Annotated in this window: 18 protein-coding genes; 5 read left to right on the top strand and 13 right to left on the bottom strand. The window is 71.5% G+C overall.

The genetic code is table 11. The annotated features are described in order from the left end of the window. Positions 1-20: 20 nt before the first annotated feature. Positions 21-923, bottom strand: a complete 903-nt coding sequence (locus AB0J53_RS18200; RefSeq protein WP_364173390.1) for a sigma-70 family RNA polymerase sigma factor — start codon at positions 921-923, stop codon at positions 21-23. Then, positions 898-1,737, bottom strand: a complete 840-nt coding sequence (locus tag AB0J53_RS18205) for a MerR family transcriptional regulator (RefSeq protein ID WP_364173393.1) — start codon at positions 1,735-1,737, stop codon at positions 898-900. Before AB0J53_RS18205 ends, AB0J53_RS18200 begins: the two co-directional genes overlap by 26 nt. A 95-nt stretch (positions 1,738-1,832) precedes the next feature. Between AB0J53_RS18205 and AB0J53_RS18210 the strand changes: the two genes are divergently transcribed. Genes AB0J53_RS18210 through AB0J53_RS18220 form a run of 3 tightly spaced genes read left to right on the top strand, consistent with a single transcriptional unit; the run spans position 1,833 to position 4,715 of the window. Then, positions 1,833-2,486 carry a TetR/AcrR family transcriptional regulator gene (locus AB0J53_RS18210; protein ID WP_364173396.1) on the top strand — a complete coding sequence of 218 codons (654 nt, stop codon included), beginning with the start codon at positions 1,833-1,835 and terminating at the stop codon, positions 2,484-2,486. After that, positions 2,479-3,984, top strand: coding sequence for an AMP-binding protein (locus AB0J53_RS18215; protein ID WP_364173399.1), 1,506 nt, complete (start codon positions 2,479-2,481; stop codon positions 3,982-3,984). The genes AB0J53_RS18210 and AB0J53_RS18215 overlap by 8 nt, the downstream gene beginning before the upstream one ends. After that, a complete protein-coding gene (locus tag AB0J53_RS18220; protein WP_364173402.1) occupies positions 3,981-4,715 on the top strand; it encodes an enoyl-CoA hydratase/isomerase family protein in 735 nt (244 codons plus the stop codon). The genes AB0J53_RS18215 and AB0J53_RS18220 overlap by 4 nt, the downstream gene beginning before the upstream one ends. 10 nt (positions 4,716-4,725) lie before the next feature. Here the strand turns inward: AB0J53_RS18220 and AB0J53_RS18225 are convergent, their stop codons facing one another. The 5 genes from AB0J53_RS18225 to AB0J53_RS18245 all read right to left on the bottom strand — a co-directional run bounded on the left by AB0J53_RS18225 (position 4,726) and on the right by AB0J53_RS18245 (position 8,854). Then, a complete protein-coding gene (locus tag AB0J53_RS18225; RefSeq protein ID WP_219500750.1) occupies positions 4,726-5,337 on the bottom strand; it encodes a PH domain-containing protein in 612 nt (203 codons plus the stop codon). Then, the gene (locus tag AB0J53_RS18230; RefSeq protein ID WP_364173406.1) at positions 5,334-6,407 is read right to left on the bottom strand and encodes an adenosine deaminase; all 1,074 of its coding nucleotides are present in this window, start codon (positions 6,405-6,407) and stop codon (positions 5,334-5,336) included. The genes AB0J53_RS18225 and AB0J53_RS18230 overlap by 4 nt, the downstream gene beginning before the upstream one ends. Before the next feature lie 17 nt (positions 6,408-6,424). Then, complete coding sequence (locus AB0J53_RS18235; RefSeq protein WP_364173409.1) at positions 6,425-6,778, bottom strand: cupin domain-containing protein; 354 nt, start codon at positions 6,776-6,778, stop codon at positions 6,425-6,427. 4 nt (positions 6,779-6,782) lie between these two features. Continuing rightward, on the bottom strand, positions 6,783-7,367 hold the full coding sequence (locus AB0J53_RS18240; protein WP_364173412.1) for a hypothetical protein: 585 nt from the start codon (positions 7,365-7,367) through the stop codon (positions 6,783-6,785). Between the two features lie 83 nt (positions 7,368-7,450). After that, positions 7,451-8,854 carry an MFS transporter gene (locus tag AB0J53_RS18245; RefSeq protein ID WP_357584215.1) on the bottom strand — a complete coding sequence of 468 codons (1,404 nt, stop codon included), beginning with the start codon at positions 8,852-8,854 and terminating at the stop codon, positions 7,451-7,453. An 87-nt stretch (positions 8,855-8,941) separates the two neighbouring features. Here AB0J53_RS18245 and AB0J53_RS18250 point away from each other — a divergent pair, with 87 nt between their 5' ends. Further along, positions 8,942-9,328, top strand: coding sequence for a MarR family transcriptional regulator (locus tag AB0J53_RS18250; protein ID WP_219500732.1), 387 nt, complete (start codon positions 8,942-8,944; stop codon positions 9,326-9,328). Here AB0J53_RS18250 and AB0J53_RS18255 read toward each other — a convergent pair. The 6 genes from AB0J53_RS18255 to AB0J53_RS18280 form a co-directional block, all read right to left on the bottom strand. Continuing rightward, positions 9,325-10,599 carry a thymidine phosphorylase gene (locus tag AB0J53_RS18255; protein WP_219500731.1) on the bottom strand — a complete coding sequence of 425 codons (1,275 nt, stop codon included), beginning with the start codon at positions 10,597-10,599 and terminating at the stop codon, positions 9,325-9,327. The genes AB0J53_RS18250 and AB0J53_RS18255 overlap by 4 nt on opposite strands. Continuing rightward, the gene (locus AB0J53_RS18260; RefSeq protein ID WP_364173417.1) at positions 10,599-10,994 is read right to left on the bottom strand and encodes a cytidine deaminase; all 396 of its coding nucleotides are present in this window, start codon (positions 10,992-10,994) and stop codon (positions 10,599-10,601) included. Before AB0J53_RS18260 ends, AB0J53_RS18255 begins: the two co-directional genes overlap by 1 nt. Continuing rightward, positions 10,991-12,268 (bottom strand): ABC transporter permease, encoded by a 1,278-nt coding sequence (locus AB0J53_RS18265; RefSeq protein ID WP_364173420.1) that lies wholly within the window; start codon positions 12,266-12,268, stop codon positions 10,991-10,993. The genes AB0J53_RS18260 and AB0J53_RS18265 overlap by 4 nt, the downstream gene beginning before the upstream one ends. Next, positions 12,265-13,389, bottom strand: coding sequence for an ABC transporter permease (locus AB0J53_RS18270; protein WP_364173422.1), 1,125 nt, complete (start codon positions 13,387-13,389; stop codon positions 12,265-12,267). The genes AB0J53_RS18265 and AB0J53_RS18270 overlap by 4 nt, the downstream gene beginning before the upstream one ends. Next, complete coding sequence (locus AB0J53_RS18275; RefSeq protein ID WP_364173425.1) at positions 13,389-14,918, bottom strand: ABC transporter ATP-binding protein; 1,530 nt, start codon at positions 14,916-14,918, stop codon at positions 13,389-13,391. The genes AB0J53_RS18270 and AB0J53_RS18275 overlap by 1 nt, the downstream gene beginning before the upstream one ends. Before the next feature lie 94 nt (positions 14,919-15,012). Then, the gene (locus tag AB0J53_RS18280) at positions 15,013-16,083 is read right to left on the bottom strand and encodes a BMP family ABC transporter substrate-binding protein (protein WP_219500718.1); all 1,071 of its coding nucleotides are present in this window, start codon (positions 16,081-16,083) and stop codon (positions 15,013-15,015) included. 291 nt (positions 16,084-16,374) lie between these two features. Between AB0J53_RS18280 and AB0J53_RS18285 the strand changes: the two genes are divergently transcribed. Further along, entirely contained in the window at positions 16,375-18,255 is a 1,881-nt protein-coding gene (locus AB0J53_RS18285; protein WP_364173429.1) for a Xaa-Pro dipeptidyl-peptidase, read from the top strand. Position 18,256 lies beyond the last annotated feature (1 nt).

Below are 18,256 nucleotides of genomic sequence, written 5' to 3' on the forward strand. Positions count from 1 at the left end.
TTTTCCTCCTTCACCCATTACTACGAATCGGCGCCCCGGAACTCATCGGCGAGTCCGAAGAAGGGGAACAGCCCCGGGTCCAGGTACGTGGTGATGCCGGTGATCAGGCCGCCCGACGTCTCGACGAGCACGAGCGCGAACGGCCGGCCCTCCAGATACTGCCCGTACGCGGGCCGCCCGTTGGCGGCGGTGCGCACCAGGCGCGAGCCCTCGCAGGGCGCCCCGGCGGCGGCCAGCACCCGGCGGACGTCCTCGCGCCCGCGCAGCCACCAGGCGAACGGCGGCATCGACGAGGTGGCGTCCTCGTGCAGCAGCGCGACCAGCGTCTCGACGTCGTAGCGCTCGAAGGCGTCGACGTAGCGGGCGAGCAGCTTCTCGTCCACGGCGTCGTCACCCGGCTCGGTGAGGGGCAGCGCGGCGCGGGCCCGCTGGAGGGCGCTGTTGACCGCCGCGACGCCGGCGCCGAGCAGGCCGGCCACTTCGGCCGCCGACCAGCCCAGCACGTCGCGCAGGATCAGCACGGCCCGCTGCCGGGGCGGCAGGTGCTGCAACGCCGCCACGAACGCCAGCCGCACGCTCTCCCGCGACACCGCCAGCTCGGCCGGGTCCAGCAGCCGGTCGGGCACCGGGTAGACCCACGACTCGATCGGCAGCGGCTCCCCCAGGGGCGCGCCGGGCTCGGCGGCCGGGCCCAGGCCGGCGGCGAGGGCCCGGCGCCGGCTGCCGCGCAGCATGTCGAGGCAGACGTTCGTGGCGATGCGGAACAGCCATGCCCGCAGCGGCCCCCGGAGCGGGTCGAACCGGTCACGGCCGCGCCACGCCTTGGCCAGCGTCTCCTGCACCGCGTCCTCGGCCTCGTACACCGAGCCGAGCATCCGGTAGCAGTAGCCGGTCAGCTCAGCGCGGTGGCCGTCCAGGTCCATGTGGTTCGATCCCGATCTGCAGTTCCGTCACCCACTCGGCCAGGTCGTCCGGGCAGTGCAGGTAGACCTCGCGGCCCAGGTCGAGCGCGCGGTGGCCGTTGTCCTCGATCCAGTGGGCCAGCTCCTGGTAGGTGGTGCCGACCTGGTCCATCGAACCATGATGGATGACCGTCGCGGCGGCCGGCAGCCGGGGCAGGTCCACGACCTGGAGCCCGTCGTGCGTGCCGGGCCCGGCCGCGACGGGGAAGGCGGCGTGCGTCAGCACCGTCCCGTCCTCGCGGGCCTGGTAGTGGGCGATGCCCGGCCCGGCGATCGGCAGCCCGGCGGCCTCCAGCCGGTCGCAGAGCTCGTGGTAGAGCGGCTGGATGACGGGCCCGACGTGCTCGGGCCCGTAACTGGCGGCCACGCCGCTGAGCTGGGCGACCCGGACCGGGGCCACCTCCTTGACGATGACCTCGACGCTCCCCATGCGGCCCTCGGTCTCGATGCTGCGCAGTCTCGACTCGACGCCGCGCAGCCTGGCCAGGTCGGCGCTGATGCGCGCCTCCAGCTCGGCGCGGCGCAGCCGGACCATCCCGTGCAGCTCCTCGGTGCTCACCTTGTCGTCGAGGATCGACTTGACCTGCTCCAGCGTGAAGCCGAGGTCCTTGAGCGCGACGAGCCGGTTGAGCCGCGCGAGCTGGGCGGCCTGGTAGGAGCGGTATCCGGTGGCCGGGTCCACGTGCGCGGGCCGCAGCAGCCCGATCGCGTCGTAGTGCCGCAGCATGCGCACCGACACGAGCCCGAGCCTGGCGAAGTCTCCGATGCTGAACATGACCTCTCCAGATGTACGGCCTCACACGGTGTCAGAGTCCACCCCTACAGGTTATGCTGCGAAATATCACCGTAACCGAACGTTCGGTAGGTCCCATGAAGACTGCCCGGGATGTCGACGCCGGCCTGCGGATCAGGGCGGCGGCCGTGCGGCTGTTCGCCGAGCAGGGCTACGCCGCCACGAGCGTCAGGGACCTGGCCAGGGCCGTCAACCTCACCAACGCCGGCGTCTACCACCACGTCTCCAGCAAGGAAGCCCTGCTCGCCGACCTGATGGAGGCCGGGCACCGGGGTCTCATCGACGCCACCCGCCGCCTCCTGGCCGGCGTCGGCGGCCCGGCCGAACGGCTGGCGCTGCTCATCGGCTCCCTGACCGCCATCCACGCGCTCAACCCCATGACGACCCGGGTCATGGACGGCGAACTGCGCTCGCTCACCCCCGGCGGCGCCGCCCACGACGAGATCATCGCCCTCCGCGACGCGTACGAGGACTTCTGGCGGCAGGCGCTGGCCGACGGCGTCGCGACGGGCGTGTTCCGGGTCGCCGACCAGAAGCTGACCCGCCTGGCCCTGATGTCGATGTGCACGGGCACCAGCGAGTGGTACCGCCCCGACGGCGACTCCACGCTGGAGCAGGTGTGCGCCGAGTTCGTGGCGATCGGCCTGGCCGCCGTCCGCGCACCCGGACTGTCCCTGCTGCCCGACTTCTCCCTGCTGCCCGACTTCCCCTGGGAGCCGCCGCATGGCTGACCGTCGCTCCGATGTTCCCGACACCGTCCCCGCCCTGGTCCGGTGGGCCGCCGCCCGCTTCGGTGACCGTGAGTTCCTCCGCTTCCCCGACGTCTCGCTGAGCTTCGCCCAGGCGGACGCGGAGAGCGACCGGCTGGCCGGGGCCCTGGCGGCCACCGGCGTACGGCCCGGCGACCGGGTCGCCGTCATGCTGGACAACGTCCCGGGCTGGCCGCTGAGCTGGCTGGCCGTCCTCAAGGCCGGGGCCGTCACCGTCCCGGTCAACGTCCGCTACCGGGCGGCCGACCTGGAGCACGTGCTGCGCGACTCGGGCGCCGTCGCCACCGTGACCAGCGCTGAGCACGCCGGGCACGTCCCGCGCGGCGGCCACGTGGTGCACACCCTGGACGCGCTCACCGGCTCCCACCCCGCCCCCGAAATATCGCCCAGCCCGAACGATGTGGCGAATTTTCAGTACACGTCGGGGACCACCGGCTTCCCCAAAGCCTGCATGCTCACCCACGCCTACTGGTTACGCACCGCCCGGGTCGTCGCCGACCTGGTCGACCTGCGCGACGACGACGTGATGCTGATCGCCCAGGCGTACTCCTACATGGATCCCCAGTGGACGACCCTGCTGTGCCTGATGGGCGGCATCCCGCAGGTCGTCCTCCCCCGCTTCTCCGCCTCCGGCTTCTGGCGCTCGGCCCGCGAGCACGGCGCGACGCTCACGTACGTGCTGGGCACGATGCCCCTGCTCATGTACAAGCAGCCGCCGGACCCGCTGGACCGGCACAACAGGATGCGCCTCGTGCTGTGCTCGGGCATCGCCCCGCGCCTGCACGCCGCCTTCGAGGAGCGCTGGGGCGCGCCCTGGCGGGAGCTGTACGGGTCCACCGAGAGCGGCCCGGACCTGCTGTCCGCCCCGGACGCCCGCGACCAGGTCGGCACCGGCTCGATGGGCCTGCCGCCGCCCGGCAAGGAGGTCACGCTCGACGAGGAGACGGGCGAGATCCTGGTGCGCGGCGAGCCGATGATGACCGGCTACTGGAACCACCCGGAGGCCACCGCGCACGCCTTCCGCGGCGGCTGGTACCACACCGGCGACCTGGGCGTACGCAATCCCGACGGGCAGATCCGGCACGCCGGGCGGCTGAAGGACATGGTGCGCCGGGGCGGCGAGAACATCTCCTGCGCCGAGGTCGAGCGGGTGCTGGGCGAGCATCCGGCGGTGCTGAACGTCGCCCTGGTGCCGGTGCCGGACGAGCTGTTCGGCGAGCTGCCCAAGGCGTTCGTCCAGCTCAGGCCGGGCTATGAGGCGAGCGGGCCGACCGCGGCGAGCGTGGCCGAGCACGCCGCGCGGCGGCTGGCCCCGTTCAAGGTGCCGGCGTTCGTCGAGTTCGTCGACGGCTTCCGGCTGACCCCTTCGGCGCGGATCGAGAAGCGCCACCTGATGCGCCCCGACCAGCGGACGGGCGCGTTCCGCGTAACCCTGCCGGCGGACAAGGAGCGAGCATGATCGACGTGACCGTACGGGACGAGGTGGCGGTGATCACCCTCCAGCGGCCCGGGAAGCTCAACGCGCTGACCGCCGGCATGCGGCGGCAGCTCGCCGCGGCGGTGCGCGAGCACGGCGACGGCAAGGCGGCCCGGGGCGTCGTCGTCACCGGCGCCGGGCGGGCGTTCTCGGCGGGCGAGGACATCGACCAGGCCGTCGGGCTGTCGCTGATCGACGAAGTCGAGCTCTTCCACGACCTCACCAGGGCCGTGCTGGAGACCAGGGTGCCGGTGGTGGCAGCCGTCAACGGGCTGGCCGTGGGCGGCGCGGCGGAGTGGACGCTCTGCTTCGATGCCCGGCTGGGCACGCCGTCGGCCGAGTTCTTCCTGCCGGAGAACCACATCGGGCTGTCGATCTCCAACGGCGCCAGCTGTCTGCTGCGCCGCCTGGTCGGCGGCCGGGCGCTGGGGCTGGTGCTCGGCTCGGCGCGGCTGAGCGCCACCGAGGCCCACTCGCTCGGCCTGCTGGACCAGGTCGTCGAGGCGGACACGCTGGTCGGCACGGCGATCGGCCTGGTGCACCGCTGGACGCTGCCCGGCACGGCCACCGAGGTGCACCTCAGGCTGCTGCGCCCGTCGCTGGAGGAGGTCGAGCGCGCCTTCGCCGCCGAGACGCGGGCCGCCCGCCAGGTCGAGGACTCCGGGATCGCCCGGGCGGGCATGGAACGCTTCGTCAACCGGCGCAGGCGGTGAGCGCGGCCGGTCAGGGCACGAGCAGGGCGGCGACCACCAGCACCAGGGCCACGACGCCGATCGCCAGCGAGTCGTAGGCCCAGGTGGCGCGGGCGGGGCCGGGCTCCTCGTTGCGGATCCTGGCCTTGTCGGCGCGGTCGCTGATCTGCTCGCCCACCCAGTCGGCGTGCGTCTTGCCGGAGAATGCCTGGGCGGCGGCCTGCTCGCCCTTGGTCAGCGTCGGCTCGGTCCTGAACCGGCCGCGCTGCTTGACCGCCTGGCCACGGCGCTGGGCCCTGGCGCGCTCGCGGGCCGAGCTCATCGGGGTCCACAGCCGCAGCACGCGGCCCTCGCCGTGGTCGACGTTGATCGAGTGGGAGACCGTGACCTCCCGCACCGACGCCCACGGCACCACCGTCGTGCGCAGCGGGTTGCGCCCGACCAGCCCCTGCTCGGTGAACACGGTGGCGGGCCGGATGGCGACGACGTAGACGAGCGCGGTGAGCACGCCCAGCACGGCCAGCGCCACCATCGACGCCTTGCCGTTGTAGCGGGCGGTCAGGTCCCACACGTTGAAGGCGACGAACGCCACCCACACCCAGCCGAGCACGAACGCGGTCTTGGACCGGAAGACCTCTTTCACGGCTGCCACTTCAGCCGCGCGAACCCGGGCTTGATCACGCCGTTGATCAGCGCCAGCCGCTCGTCGAACGGCAGGAACGCGGACTTCATCGCGTTGACCGTGAACCACTGCAGGTCGTCCCACCCGTAGTCGAACGCCTCGACCAGCTTGGCGAACTCCCGCGAGACGGTCGTGGAGCTCATCAGCCGGTTGTCGGTGTTGACCGTGACGCGGAAGTGGAGCCGGCGCAGCAGCCCGATCGGGTGTTCGGCGATGGAGTCGGCGGCCCCGGTCTGCAGGTTGGAGGTGGGGCACATCTCCAGCGGGATGCGCTTGTCGCGCACGTAGGCGGCGAGCCTGCCGAGCTTGGCGGAGCCGTCGCCGGCCACGGTGATGTCGTCGATGATGCGCACTCCGTGGCCGAGCCGGTCGGCGCCGCACCACTGGATGGCCTGCCAGATCGACGGCAGCCCGAACGCCTCGCCTGCGTGGATGGTGAAGTGCGCGTTCTCCCGCTGGAGGTATTCGAACGCGTCGAGGTGGCGCGTGGGCGGGTAGCCCGCCTCGGCGCCGGCGATGTCGAACCCGGCCACGCCCACGTCGCGGTAGCGCACGGCCAGCTCGGCGATCTCCATCGAGCGGGCCTGGTGGCGCATCGCGGTCAGCAGCGTGCCGATGCGGATGCCGCGCCCTTCGGAGCCCTGCCGGAACCCGTCCAGGACGGCCTGGACGACCTGGTCGAGGCTCAGCCCGCGGGTGGTGTGCTGCTCGGGCGCGAAGCGCACCTCGGCGTAGACGACGCCGTCGTCGGCCAGGTCGGCCGCGCACTCGGCGGCCACGCGCACCAGCGACTCGCGGGTCTGCATGACACCGACGGTGTGGGCGAACGTCTCCAGGTAGCGCTCCAGCGACCCGGAGTCGGCCGCCTCCTCGAACCAGCGCCGCAGCTCGTCAGGGTCGTCGGCCGGCAGCCGGTCGTAACCGCTCTCGCGCGCCAGCTCCACGATGGTCTCAGCCCGGAGACCACCGTCGAGATGGTCGTGCAGCAGCACCTTGGGCGCGCGCCGGATCTCCTCGTACGTGGGGCTCATCCGCCCATGATATGGGGCTAGGAGTCGCGGTTGACGGACTCGGGGCTGAAGGCGGGCAGACAGACCGCGATGTATTCGGCGCCCTCGTCGCCCGTGCTGTAGCGGATCCTCTCGCCCGGCTCGGTCACGAGCGTCTGCCCGGCCGTCACCTCGGTGACGCCGCCGTCGTGCTCGACGCGGACGCTGCCGCGCAGGACGACGGTGTATTCGGTGAAGGCGGGCGTCTGGGCGGGCTCGTCCCAGCCGGGCGGGGCGACCATGTGCGCGATGGAGACGGCCTCGTCGCCGCTGTTGACGCGGCCGACGTGCTCGTCGATGGTCTTGCCGCCGGGCACCGGGATCCGGGTGGGTCCTTCGATCTTTCTCACCACGAGGTCAGTGTCGCACGTCCACGACCAGGCGGCTGGGCCCGGAGTATTCCTTCACGCGGAACGCCGTGCGCCCCGGCATGATCAGCGCGATGCCGACGCGGCCTTCGAAGTCGCCGGTCTTGACGATGCGGGTGACGGCCTCCAGCGACCCGGCGTCGGGCCCGTCGGTCCAGGTGGGCGTGCCGTCCTCGGTGTGCGCGTCGGCGGGGGTGAGCAGCAGGTGCAGGGCCAGCCCGCCGCCCAGGTCGATGGGGGTGCCGGAGCCGTCCTGGACGAGCTCGTCGGCCCACTGGGCGGTGTAGCCGGGCAGCGAGCCGGCGAAGTCGACGACCACCCGGTCGAACCCGTCGTGGCGCCCGGCGCGCACCCCGGTGACGAGCGCGGGCTGGGCCCCGGCGCGGTCGACGGCCACCTCGGAGGTGCTGGTCGGCAGGTCGGCCGCGGCGGACGTGGCCGTCGCCGAGCTCCCCTGGCTCGACGGCGGCTCCACGGTGGCCGTGCCTGTGCCCGTGCCCCGCGCGCCGCACGCCACGAGCATCAGCCCGCACACGCACGCCGCGGCCGCCCTCAATCCCGGTGACGCGTTCATGCCACCAAGATTCCCGGGGACGGCCGCGCGAAGCTCGCACCGATAACGGATCGGCATGGGCCGACGTCAGGCGAATGTCCGGGTCACACCACCTCGTACGCTTTCGCCTCGGGCACGGCGGCGGCCCGCTTGCGGTCGCGCAGTCCGGCGGCCGAGAGGGCCAGTCCGGCGACGGCGAGCACCAGGGAGACGAGGATGGCCGCGCGCAGCGAGCCGATGGAGATCTCGCCGCCGCCGGAGGTGAGCACCGCGGTCACCACGGCGAGCACGATCGCGCCGCCGACCTGGCCGGAGGTGTTGAGCAGCCCGGAGGCGAGACCCTGCTCGTCGTCGGAGACGCCGTTGGTGGCCTGGATGTTGAGGGCCGGGAACGACAGCGCGAACGCGATGCCGAGCAGCAGCATGCCGGGGATGACCAGGGTGAAGAGGCCGGGCGTGCGGGAGATGCCGAGGAACATCGCGTAGCCGCCGGCCAGCGCGGCCGCGCCGACGACGATGAGCTTGCCGGTGCCGAACCGGTCGGCGAAGTCGCCCATCTTGGTCGAGGTGACCGCCACGAGCAGGCCCGCCGGCAGGAACGCCAGCGCGGTGCCGAGCGCGGACCAGCCGAGCAGGTTCTGGAAGTACTGCATGGCGACGAACTGGAAGGCCACGTACGAGCCCATGAGGACGACGAGCCCGAGGTTGGCCCGCACGAGCGGCCCGGAGCGGAGGATGCCGAGGCGGACGAGCGGGTGCTTGAGCCTGAGCTCGGTGAGCACGAACAGGCCGAGCAGGGCGGCGACGGCGACCAGCGAGCCGATCGTGCGGACGGAGGACCAGCCGGCTTCCGGCGCCTGGACCACGGTGAAGACGAGCAGCAGCATCGAGGCGGTGATCAGCACGGCGCCGATGAGGTCGTGGCCGCCGTCGGCGCGCTCCTCGGCGTTGCGCGGCAGCACCTTGATCGCGGCGATCAGCGCGATGACGGCGACGGGCACCGGCATCAGCATCGTGAGGCGCCAGTCGAGCTGGGTGAGCAGTCCGGAGAACACCAGGCCGAGCGAGTAGCCGCTGGCGCCGCAGGCGGTGAAGATGCTCAGTGCCTTGTTGCGCAGCGGTCCTTCCGGGAACGTGGTGGTGATGATCGACAACGCGGCCGGGGCGGTGAAGGCCGCGCCGACGCCCTTGATGAAGCGGGCGGCGATGAGCAGCGCCCCGTCGTTCACCAGGCCACCCAGCAGCGACGCCACGGCGAAGACCGCCAGTGCGACCAGGAACACCCTGCGCCGCCCCAGCAGATCGGCGGTCCTGCCCCCGAGCAGTAGAAGACCGCCGTATCCGAGCACGTAGCCGCTGACAACCCACTGCAGAGAAGAGGTGGAAAGCCCCAGCTCGTGCTGGATGGAGGGCAGCGCCACGCCGACCATCGACACGTCCAGGGCGTCAAGGAAGATCACTGCGCAGAGCACGGCGAGCGCGCTCCACCGGGTGGAGGAAGAGGACATGGACGGAAAGATTACATGCACTCGCATCTAATGCAAGCGCATTTAATTCCATTGCATGATTTTTCGCCTAGTGGTAACCTCCGCGTCATGGACGAGGCGCACGTGGTCGGCACCTGGCATTACGTCCTGGCGAAACACGCCAAGGCGATGTGCATGCTGGAGCGGGAGCTGGGCGACAAGCACGGCCTGGGGCCCAGCGAGTTCGAGGTGCTCGACCGGATGGTCCACCACGACAGAAAGCTGCGCATCCAGGAGCTGTGCGACGAGGTCCACCTGAGCCAGAGCGCGCTCTCGCGCGTGGTGGCCAGGCTGGAGAAGTCCGCGCTCGTCAGCCGCGGCGCGTGCGACTCCGACCGGCGCGGCGTGTTCGTGTGCATCACCGAGGAGGGCCGCGCCCGGCACGCGGCAGCCCTCCCCACCCAGCGCGCCGTCCTCTCCTCGATCTTCGACGACGCGCCCGCGGTGTCCGTCTAGGCGGTGATCCGGTCGATGATCAGCGGCAGGGTCTCCCCCGCGGCCGGTCCGACCTCGTAGCCGCCGCGCAGCGCCTCCAGCGCCCGCTCGAAGCGGCTCGTCTCGTCGGCGTGCAGCGTGAGCAGCGGCTGCCCCGCCCTGACCAGGTCGCCCGGCTTGGCGTGCAGCGTGATGCCTGCGCCCGCCGACACCGGGTCCTCCTTGCGCGCCCGGCCCGCGCCGAGCCGCCAGGCCGCCAGCCCGACCGCGTAGGCGTCGAGCCGGGTGAGCACCCCCGACTCCGGGGCGTCCACCGTCATCGTCTCGGCCGCACGCGGCAGCAGCGCGTCCGGGTCGCCGCCCTGGGCGCCGACCATCGTCCGCCAGGCGTCCATGGCCGACCCGTCACGCAGCGCGTCGGCAGGGTCCTTGCCCGACACGCCGGCGGCCTCCAGCATCTCCCTGGCCAGCCGTACGGTCAGCTCCACGACGTCGGACGGCCCGCCGCCCGCCAGGACCTCGACCGACTCCTCGACCTCCAGGGCGTTGCCCACGGCCCGGCCCAGCGGCCGGTCCATCGCGGTCAGCAGCGCGACCGTGCGCACGCCCGCGTCGGTGCCCAGCGCCACCATGGTCTCGGCCAGCTCGCGGGCCCGCTCCGGCGTCTTCATGAACGCGCCCGAGCCCACCTTGACGTCGAGCACCAGCGACCCGGTGCCCTCGGCGATCTTCTTCGACATGATCGACGAGGCGATGAGCGGGATGGACTCGACCGTGCCGGTGACGTCACGCAGCGCGTACAGCTTCTTGTCGGCGGGGGCCAGCCCGGAGCCGGCGGCGCAGATCACCGCGCCGGCCGCGCGCAGCACGCCGAGCATCTCGTCGTTGGACAGCGACGCCCGCCAGCCCGGGATCGACTCCAGCTTGTCCAGCGTGCCGCCGGTGTGGCCGAGGCCGCGGCCCGACAGCTGCGGGACGTACGCGCCGCAGGCGGCGACCAGCGGCGCCAGCGGCAGCGTGATCTTGTCGCCGACGCCGCCCGTGGAGTGCTTGTCGGCCGTCGGCCGGTCGAGTTCCGACCAGTCCATGCGCTCGCCGGAGCGGATCATGGCCTGCGTCCAGCCGGCGATCTCGCGCCGGTTCATGCCGTTGAGCAGGATCGCCATGGCCAGCGCCGACATCTGCTCGTCGGCGACCTCACCGCGCACGTAGGCGTCGATCACCCAGTCGATCTGGGCCGCGCTCAGCTCGCCGCCGTCGCGCTTGGCGACGATAACCTCGATCGCGTCCATCACGCCATCCTGGACAGGTCGACGGGGCCGAACGCGTACGGCAGGATCCGCGCCATCGGCAGCGGCCCGTCGACGGTCTCGACCAGCAGGTCGTCACCGCCGAACTCGTACAGGAGCTGCCGGCAGCGCCCGCACGGCATGAGCAGCTCGCCGTGGCCGTCCACGCAGGTGAAGGCCACCAGCCTGCCCCCGCCGGACGCCTGGAGCGCCGACACCAGCCCGCACTCCGCGCACAGGCCCACCCCGTAGGAGGCGTTCTCCACGTTGCAGCCCGTGACGATCCGCCCGTCGTCCACCAGGGCGGCGGCGCCCACGGGGAACTTGGAGTAGGGCGCGTAGGCGTGGCGCATGGCCTCCGAGGCCTCCGCGCGCAGCGCCTCCCAGTCGATGCTCAATGCTGCTCCCCCCGTCGATAGATCACGCCGTCGGCCTTGGGCATGCGCAGCCGCTGCGACGCCACCAGGAGCACGAGCAGGGTGAGCACGTGCGGCGTGATGAACACGAACTCGTTCGGCAGCTTGTCGACGGTCAGCCACAGCCAGATCAGCACGACCATGCCGGCCGCGGCGGCCGCCATCGTCGTGTACTCGCGGGCGGACTGCCCGGCCGTCAGCATCCGGCGGGCCCTGACGATCAGGTAGATCAGCAGCAGGATCGCGCCGAACAGCAGGAACGAGGTGACCGCGCCCTGGCTGCGGAGCTGGAGGGCGTCGGCGTAGCCGAACAGGGCCGCGCCCGTGGCCAGCCCGCCCGGCCGCCAGTTGCCGAAGATCATGGCGGCCAGGCCGATGAAGCCACGGCCGGCCGACTGGCCCTCGACGTACTTGTCGCTGACGAACACCAGGAACACGCCGCCCAGCCCGGCGAACGCGCCGGAGATGACCACGGCCAGGTACTTGATCCGCAGGACGTTCACGCCCAGCGACTCGGCCGCCCACGGGTTCTCGCCCGCCGAGCGCAGCCGCAGCCCGAACGCGGTGCGCCAGAGCACGAAGAACGTCAGCGGCAGCATCAGCACGGCCAGGATCACCAGCACGTTGACGTCGTGGGTGAGCCCGCGCAGGATGCCGGCCACGTCGGAGAGCAGGAACCAGTGCGTCTTCTCCAGCGAGCCCAGCCAGTCGGGCCCGTCGGACAGCAGGGGCAGGCTGAACTCCCACGCCTCCCCCGAGACCGGCGGCGAGGTGGTGATGCCGGCGCCCGCCTGGTTGGCCGGGGAGCCCTCCTTGTAGAGGACCTCCGACAGGAAGCGGGTGACGCCCGGCCCGAGCAGGTTGATGGCGACGCCGCTGATGATGTGGTCGACGCCGAACGTGACGGTCGCGATGGCGTGCAGCAGGCCGCCGAGCGCGCCCGCGATCAGCCCGGCCAGCAGCGCGGCCACCGGACCCCACTGGTAGCCGGCCCAGCCGGCGAACCAGGTGCCGAGCACCATCATGCCTTCGAGGCCGATGTTGACCACGCCCGCCCGCTCGGCCCAGAGGCCGCCGAGCCCGGCCAGCCCGATCGGCACCGAGAACAGCAGCGCCGCCCCGATCACGCCGGAGGAGGTGATGTCGTCGGTCCCGGCGATGATCCGGACCAGCGACATCAGCATGAGCAGCAGCGCGACGCCGATCAGCGCCAGGTGGTATTTGCGGATCCTGCTCGATCCGGCGAGGGTGGTCATGCGCTCACCTTTCCGAGCTCTCGCGCCGCGCGCCGTTCCTCGCGCCGCAGCGCGATCCTGCTGGTGATCTCGTTGGCGATGACCACGAGGAGCACGATGGTGCCCTGCATGATCGTGATCACGGAGGGCGGCACCTCGGCGAACTGCAGCGGCCCCTGGGCCCGGTCCAGGAAGGCGAACAGGAGCGCGGCCACCGCGATGCCCCAGGGGCTGTTACGGCCCAGCAGCGCGACCGCGATGCCGAGGTAGCCGAGGCCGGGGGTGAAGTTGGTGCCGAAGGCGTGCTGGTCGCCGAGGATCTCGGGCAGGCCGATCAGTCCGGCGATGCCGCCGGAGAGCACCATGGCGGAGATGACCATGCGCTTCGGGCCGATGCCGGAGGCGAACGCGGCCGTCGGGTTCAGGCCGCTGGCCTTGACGTCGAAGCCGAACTTGGTCCGCTCCAGCACCACCCAGAGGGCCACGCCGACGACGACGGCCACGAGCAGGAAGCCCCACACGCCGCCACCGCGTGGCGCGGGCAGGCCGATCGCCTCCAGCAGCCAGTTCATGTTCGGGAACCAGGCCGACTCGGGCAGGACCGGGGTGGTCGTGGTGAGCTGCCCCTTGGCGCGCTCGCCGGCGAAGGGGCCGCGGACGAGAAAGGCCGCCAGGTTGATCGCGATGTAGTTCAGCATGATCGTGGAGATGACCTCGTTCACCCCCCGGGTCACCTTCATCACGGCCGGGATCAGCGCGTAGAAGCCGCCGACGGCCGCCGCCACCACGATGATCACCGTGATCTGGATCGGGGCGGGAGCCACGAACGTCGAGCCGACGTAGGCGGCGCAGACGGCCGCGATCCGGTACTGGCCCTCGACGCCGATGTTGAAGAGGTTCATGCGGAAGCCGACGGCCACCGCCAGACCGGCCAGGAACAGCGGCACGGCCCGGTTCAGCATCCGGGCGATGCTGTTGGACACCGAGCTTTCCCGCGCGCCGAAGTCGAAGAACGCGGCGAGCGCGTCGCCGGGGTTCGCCCCGGCCGCGACGATCGCCACGCTGCTGATGCCGATGGCCACCAGGATGGCGATGATCGCGCCCGCCACGGTGAGCAATGCCCGATAGAGCCCTGCGGGCATCACGTCTCCTTCGTGCCGGTGATGGCGCCGGTCATGTATCCGCCCAGCCGTTCCGGGGTCACGTCGGACGGGTCGAGGCGGGCCACGAGCCGTCCCCGGTAGATGACCTGCAGCGTGTCGGACAGCCCGATCAGCTCGTCGAGGTCCGCCGAGATGAGCAGCACGGCCAGCCCGGCCGCGCGGGCCTCGCGCAGGTGGTCCCAGATGGCGGCCTGCGCGCCCACGTCGACGCCGCGGGTGGGGTGGGCGGCGATGAGGAACTTCGGCTCGCCGCTCATCTCGCGGCCGACGATGAGCTTCTGCTGGTTGCCGCCCGACAGCGCGAGCGCCAGCGTGTCGACGCCGGGCGTGCGGACGTCGTACGTGTCGACGATGCGCTGGGTGTCGGACCTGGCGGCCCGCCGGTTGATCCAGATGCCGGAGCGGGACGGCCGCCTGGTCTGGTGGCCGAGCACCCGGTTCTCCCAGAGTGACGCCTCCAGCAGCAGGCCCTGCCGGTGGCGGTCCTCCGGGATGTAGCCGATGCCGGCCTCGCGCCGCCTGAGCGTGGACCAGGCGGAGATGTCCTGCTCGGCGAGCTCGACGGCGCCGCTCACCGGGCGCATGCCCATGATGGCCTCGATGAGCTCGGACTGGCCGTTGCCCTCGACCCCGGCGATGCCGAGGATCTCGCCCTTGCGGATGTCGAACGACACGTCGTCCAGGAGCGCCCGCCCGTCGGCCTCCAGGGTCAGGTGGGACACGCGCAGGGCGACCGTGTCGGTCACGGTGGACTCGCGCGTCTCGGGCGTGGGCAGCTCGCTGCCGACCATGAGCTCGGCGAGCTGCCGGGCGGTCACGTCGGCCGGGTCGACGCTGGCGACGGTGGTGCCGCGCCGGATCACGGTGATCGCGTCGGCGATGCTGAGCACCTCGTCGAGCTTGTGGGAGATGAAGATGACGGTGAGGCCGCCGGCCGTGAGCTCGCGCAGGTTCTCGAAGAGCTCCTCGACCTCCTGCGGCACGAGCACCGCGGTCGGCTCGTCGAGGATGAGGATGCGCGCGCCCCGGTAGAGGACCTTGAGGATCTCCACCCGCTGGCGGTCGCCGACGCCGAGGTCCTCGACCAGCCGGTCGGGGTCGACGCGCAGCCCGTGGCTCTCGGCGAGCTGGTTGATCCGCGCCCGCGCCCGGCCCGTGTCGAGCATGACGCCGCCCTTGCGCGGCTCGGCGCCCAGGACGATGTTCTCCAGCACGGTGAAGTTGTCGGCCAGCATGAAGTGCTGGTGCACCATGCCGATGCCGGCGTCGATGGCGTCGCTCGGGGTGCGGAAGGCCACCTCCCGGCCGTTGACCTTGATGGTGCCCTCGTCCGGCTTCTGCATCCCGTACAGGATCTTCATCAGGGTCGACTTGCCGGCGCCGTTCTCCCCGACGATCGCGTGCACCGTGCCGGGTTGGACGGTGATGCAGATGTCGTGGTTGGCCACCACGCCGGGGAAGCGCTTGGTGATGCCCTCCAGTTGTACGGCGGGCGTCTCGGCGTTCATCGGCCGCTCATTCGGTTTCTCCTAGAGCCTGGCAGATATGCCCGAGGGCCCGGGTCTCGGGACTCGGGCCCTCGGTCGATGGTTCCTACCCAGGTTACGGCTTGGCCGGAACCGTGATCTTGCCGTCGACGATGTCCTTCTTGGCAGCGTCGATCTTGTCCTGGATGTCGTCGATCTCGCCGCCGGTGGTGGACAGGCCCACGCCGTCGACCTTGAGGTCGTAGACGATGTCGCTGCCGCCCTTGGCGCCGCCCTGGAACGCCTTGATGTACTCGAAGACGCCGACGTCCACGCGCTTGAGCATCGAGGTCATGATGACCTCCTGCAGCTCGGGCTCGGTGACGGTCTGGCGCTGGTCGGAGTCGACGCCGATGGCCTTCTTCTTGGCCGCGGCAGCCGCCTGGAACACGCCCAGGCCGGAGTCACCGGCGGCGTGGTAGACGACCTCGGCGCCGTCCTGGAACATCTTCTCGGCCGCGACCTTGCCCTTGTCGGGGGCGCGGAAGCCGGTGAAGTCGCCGTCGGGCGTCAGGTACTTGACGTCGATCTTGGCGTCGGCCTTGACCGACTTGACGCCGGCCACGAAGCCCGCCTCGAACTTCTTGATCAGGTCGTTCTCGACGCCGCCGACGAAGCCGACGTGGCCGCTCTTGGCCTTGGTCGCCGCGGCGACGCCCGCCAGGTAGGAGCCCTGCTCCTCGGCGAACAGCAGGCCGGTGACGTTGGCCGCGTTCGAGGCCGAGTCGACGACCGCGAACTGCACGTCCGGGTTCTCCTCGGCGGCCTTCTTGATGTCCTCGCCGTAGGCGAAGCCCACGCCGATGATCGGGTTGTAGCCCGCGTCGACGAGCTGGGTCAGCAGCTCGGCGCGGTTGGAGCCGTCGGCGGCGGGGCTCAGTTCCTTGATGTCGGCGCCGAGCTCGGCCTTGGCCTTCTCCAGGCCGGCGTAGGCGGCGTCGTTGAACGACTTGTCACCGCGACCGCCGATGTCGAACGCGAGGCCGACCTTCAGGCCGCTCGCCGCCGGAGCGTTGGTCTCCGTGCCGGGCGACGTGCTCGCCGTGGTCTCCCCGCCCGTGCTGCCACCACCACAAGCCGCGGCCGCCATGAGCATGGCACCGGCCAGCGTGCCGGTCGCCAACCTGCCGAATCGCTTGCTGAGCAAGGCGACTCCCTTCCATTTCCCCGCCGTCGAACTTCATCGCAGGCGCGAAGAAACGTACGGCAACCCTGCACGGAAGATAGTTGGTTGACCAGGGCATACCAAACCAGCACACAGGGTCGCAACCGCTCCGTTATCGACATCAAGCGCGTCCGTGACCTGATTTCCGGGCCCGTCCGCTCAGGTGGCGGCCGGCAAGCTTTGCCGAATTTTGGGCCTCGCCAGCCGGTGACCGCCGATCGATCATGGCAGGGATTCCCGCCAACCGGCGGAAAAGTCGTCTGGAGCTCTGCCATGCACCCTTGGAAGGCCATCGCCGTGCCGCTGGCCGCGGTCCTCGTCCTGGGACTGACCAGCGGGCCCGTCGCGGCGGACACCCCCGCCATCAGCGTGGAGGGGAACGCCACCCAACCGGTCTTCTCCCGCGCGGACGCCGTCAAACAGACCGTCTTCGTCGAGGTCGAAGGCACCGACAGTGACCACGACGGCCGGCCCGACCGGGTCGCCGTCGACATCCTGCGCCCCAAGGAGACCGACCAGGGGCTCAAAGTCCCCGTGATCATGGAGGCCAGCCCGTACTTCTCCGGCGTCAACGACGTCCCCAACCACCCCGTCGACGTGGACGAGGACGGCAACCCGCTGCCCACGCTGCGCTCGCACGCGGACAAGCTCGCCAGTGAGCCGTTCGCCGGCTACTACGACAACTACTTCCTGCCCCGCGGCTACGCCATAGCCCTGGTCGAGAACGTCGGCAGCGGCCGGGCCACCGGCTGCCCGACCACCGGCGACCGCAACGAGACCGCCGGGCCGAAGGCCGCCATCGACTGGCTCAACGGCCGCGCCAAGGGCTTCGACGCGAACGGCGCCCCGGTCGAGGCCACCTGGTCCACCGGCAAGGTCGGCATGATCGGCGTCTCCTACAACGGCACCCTGCCCAACGCCGTCGCCGCGACCGGCGTCGAGGGCCTGGAGACGATCGTGCCCATCGCCGCGATCTCCTCCTGGTACGACTACTACCGGGCCAACGGCGGCGTGCTCGCCCCCGGCGGCTTCCAGGGCGAGGACGCCGACGTGCTCGCCAAGTTCGTGCTGACCAGGCAGGACGGCCAGGCGGTGTGCGGCCCGGTGATCGACGGCCTGGCGGCGGCCCAGGACCGCGTCAGCGGCGACTACAGCCCGTTCTGGGACGCCCGCAACTACCTCAACGACGTGGACAAGGTCCGGGCCAGCGTCTTCCTGGTGCACGGGCTCAACGACTGGAACGTCAAGACCAAGCAGGCCGCCCAGTGGTGGCAGGCCCTGGCCGAGCGGAACGTGCCGCGCAAGATCTGGCTGCACCAGGGCACCCACATGAACCCGTTCAGCCTGCGCACCGCCGAGTGGCTGCGCCAGCTCCACGGCTGGTTCGACCACTGGCTGTACGGGCTCGACAGCGGCGTCATGCGTGAGCCGCAGGCCGACGTGGAGATCGCCGCCGGGCAGTGGGGGCGGCACGCCTCCTGGCCGCTGCCGGGCGCCCATCCGGTGCGGCTGTGGATGGGCTCGGGCGGCAAGCTCGGCCTGCTGCCCCGCCCCTGGTCGGCGCGCGAGTCGTACACCGACCAGAAGACCCGCACGGCCGAGGACCTGGCCGGGACCGCGCCCGCGGCGGACCCGAACCGGCTGGCCTACCTGACGGCCCCGCTGCCCGCCGACGTGCGGATCTCGGGCACGCCGACGATCTCGGTGCGGGCCTCGATGCGCGACGGCGCCACGCCGTACCTGACCGCCCTGCTGGTCGACTACGGGACGGACACGCGGCCCGACGGCAGGCTGGTGCCGACCGGCGAGACGCTCTGCTACGGCCAGGGCGTCCCGGGTGACACCGGCTGCACCGCCCTGCGCACGCTGGGCACGGCGGTGACCCCGTACAAGATCGTCACGCGGGGCTGGCTGGACGTGCGCAACCGGCACCGGGAGGACCGCAGCGAGCCCGTCAGGCCGGGCCGCGAGTACGGCTTCACGTGGGATCTCCAGCCGCAGGATCACCTGTTCAAGAAGGGGCACCGGATCGGCGTGGTGATCATCTCGACGGACCACGACTACACGCTGCGTTACCCGGCGGGCACCGAAGTCACGGTGTCGCCGGGCCGCTCGTCGGTGAAGCTGCCGGTGGTCTTCGGCCGGCTGCCGTGAC

Origin of the sequence: Nonomuraea sp. NPDC049725 (assembly GCF_040674795.1) — a bacterium.
Lineage (GTDB): Bacteria > Actinomycetota > Actinomycetes > Streptosporangiales > Streptosporangiaceae > Nonomuraea > Nonomuraea ceibae.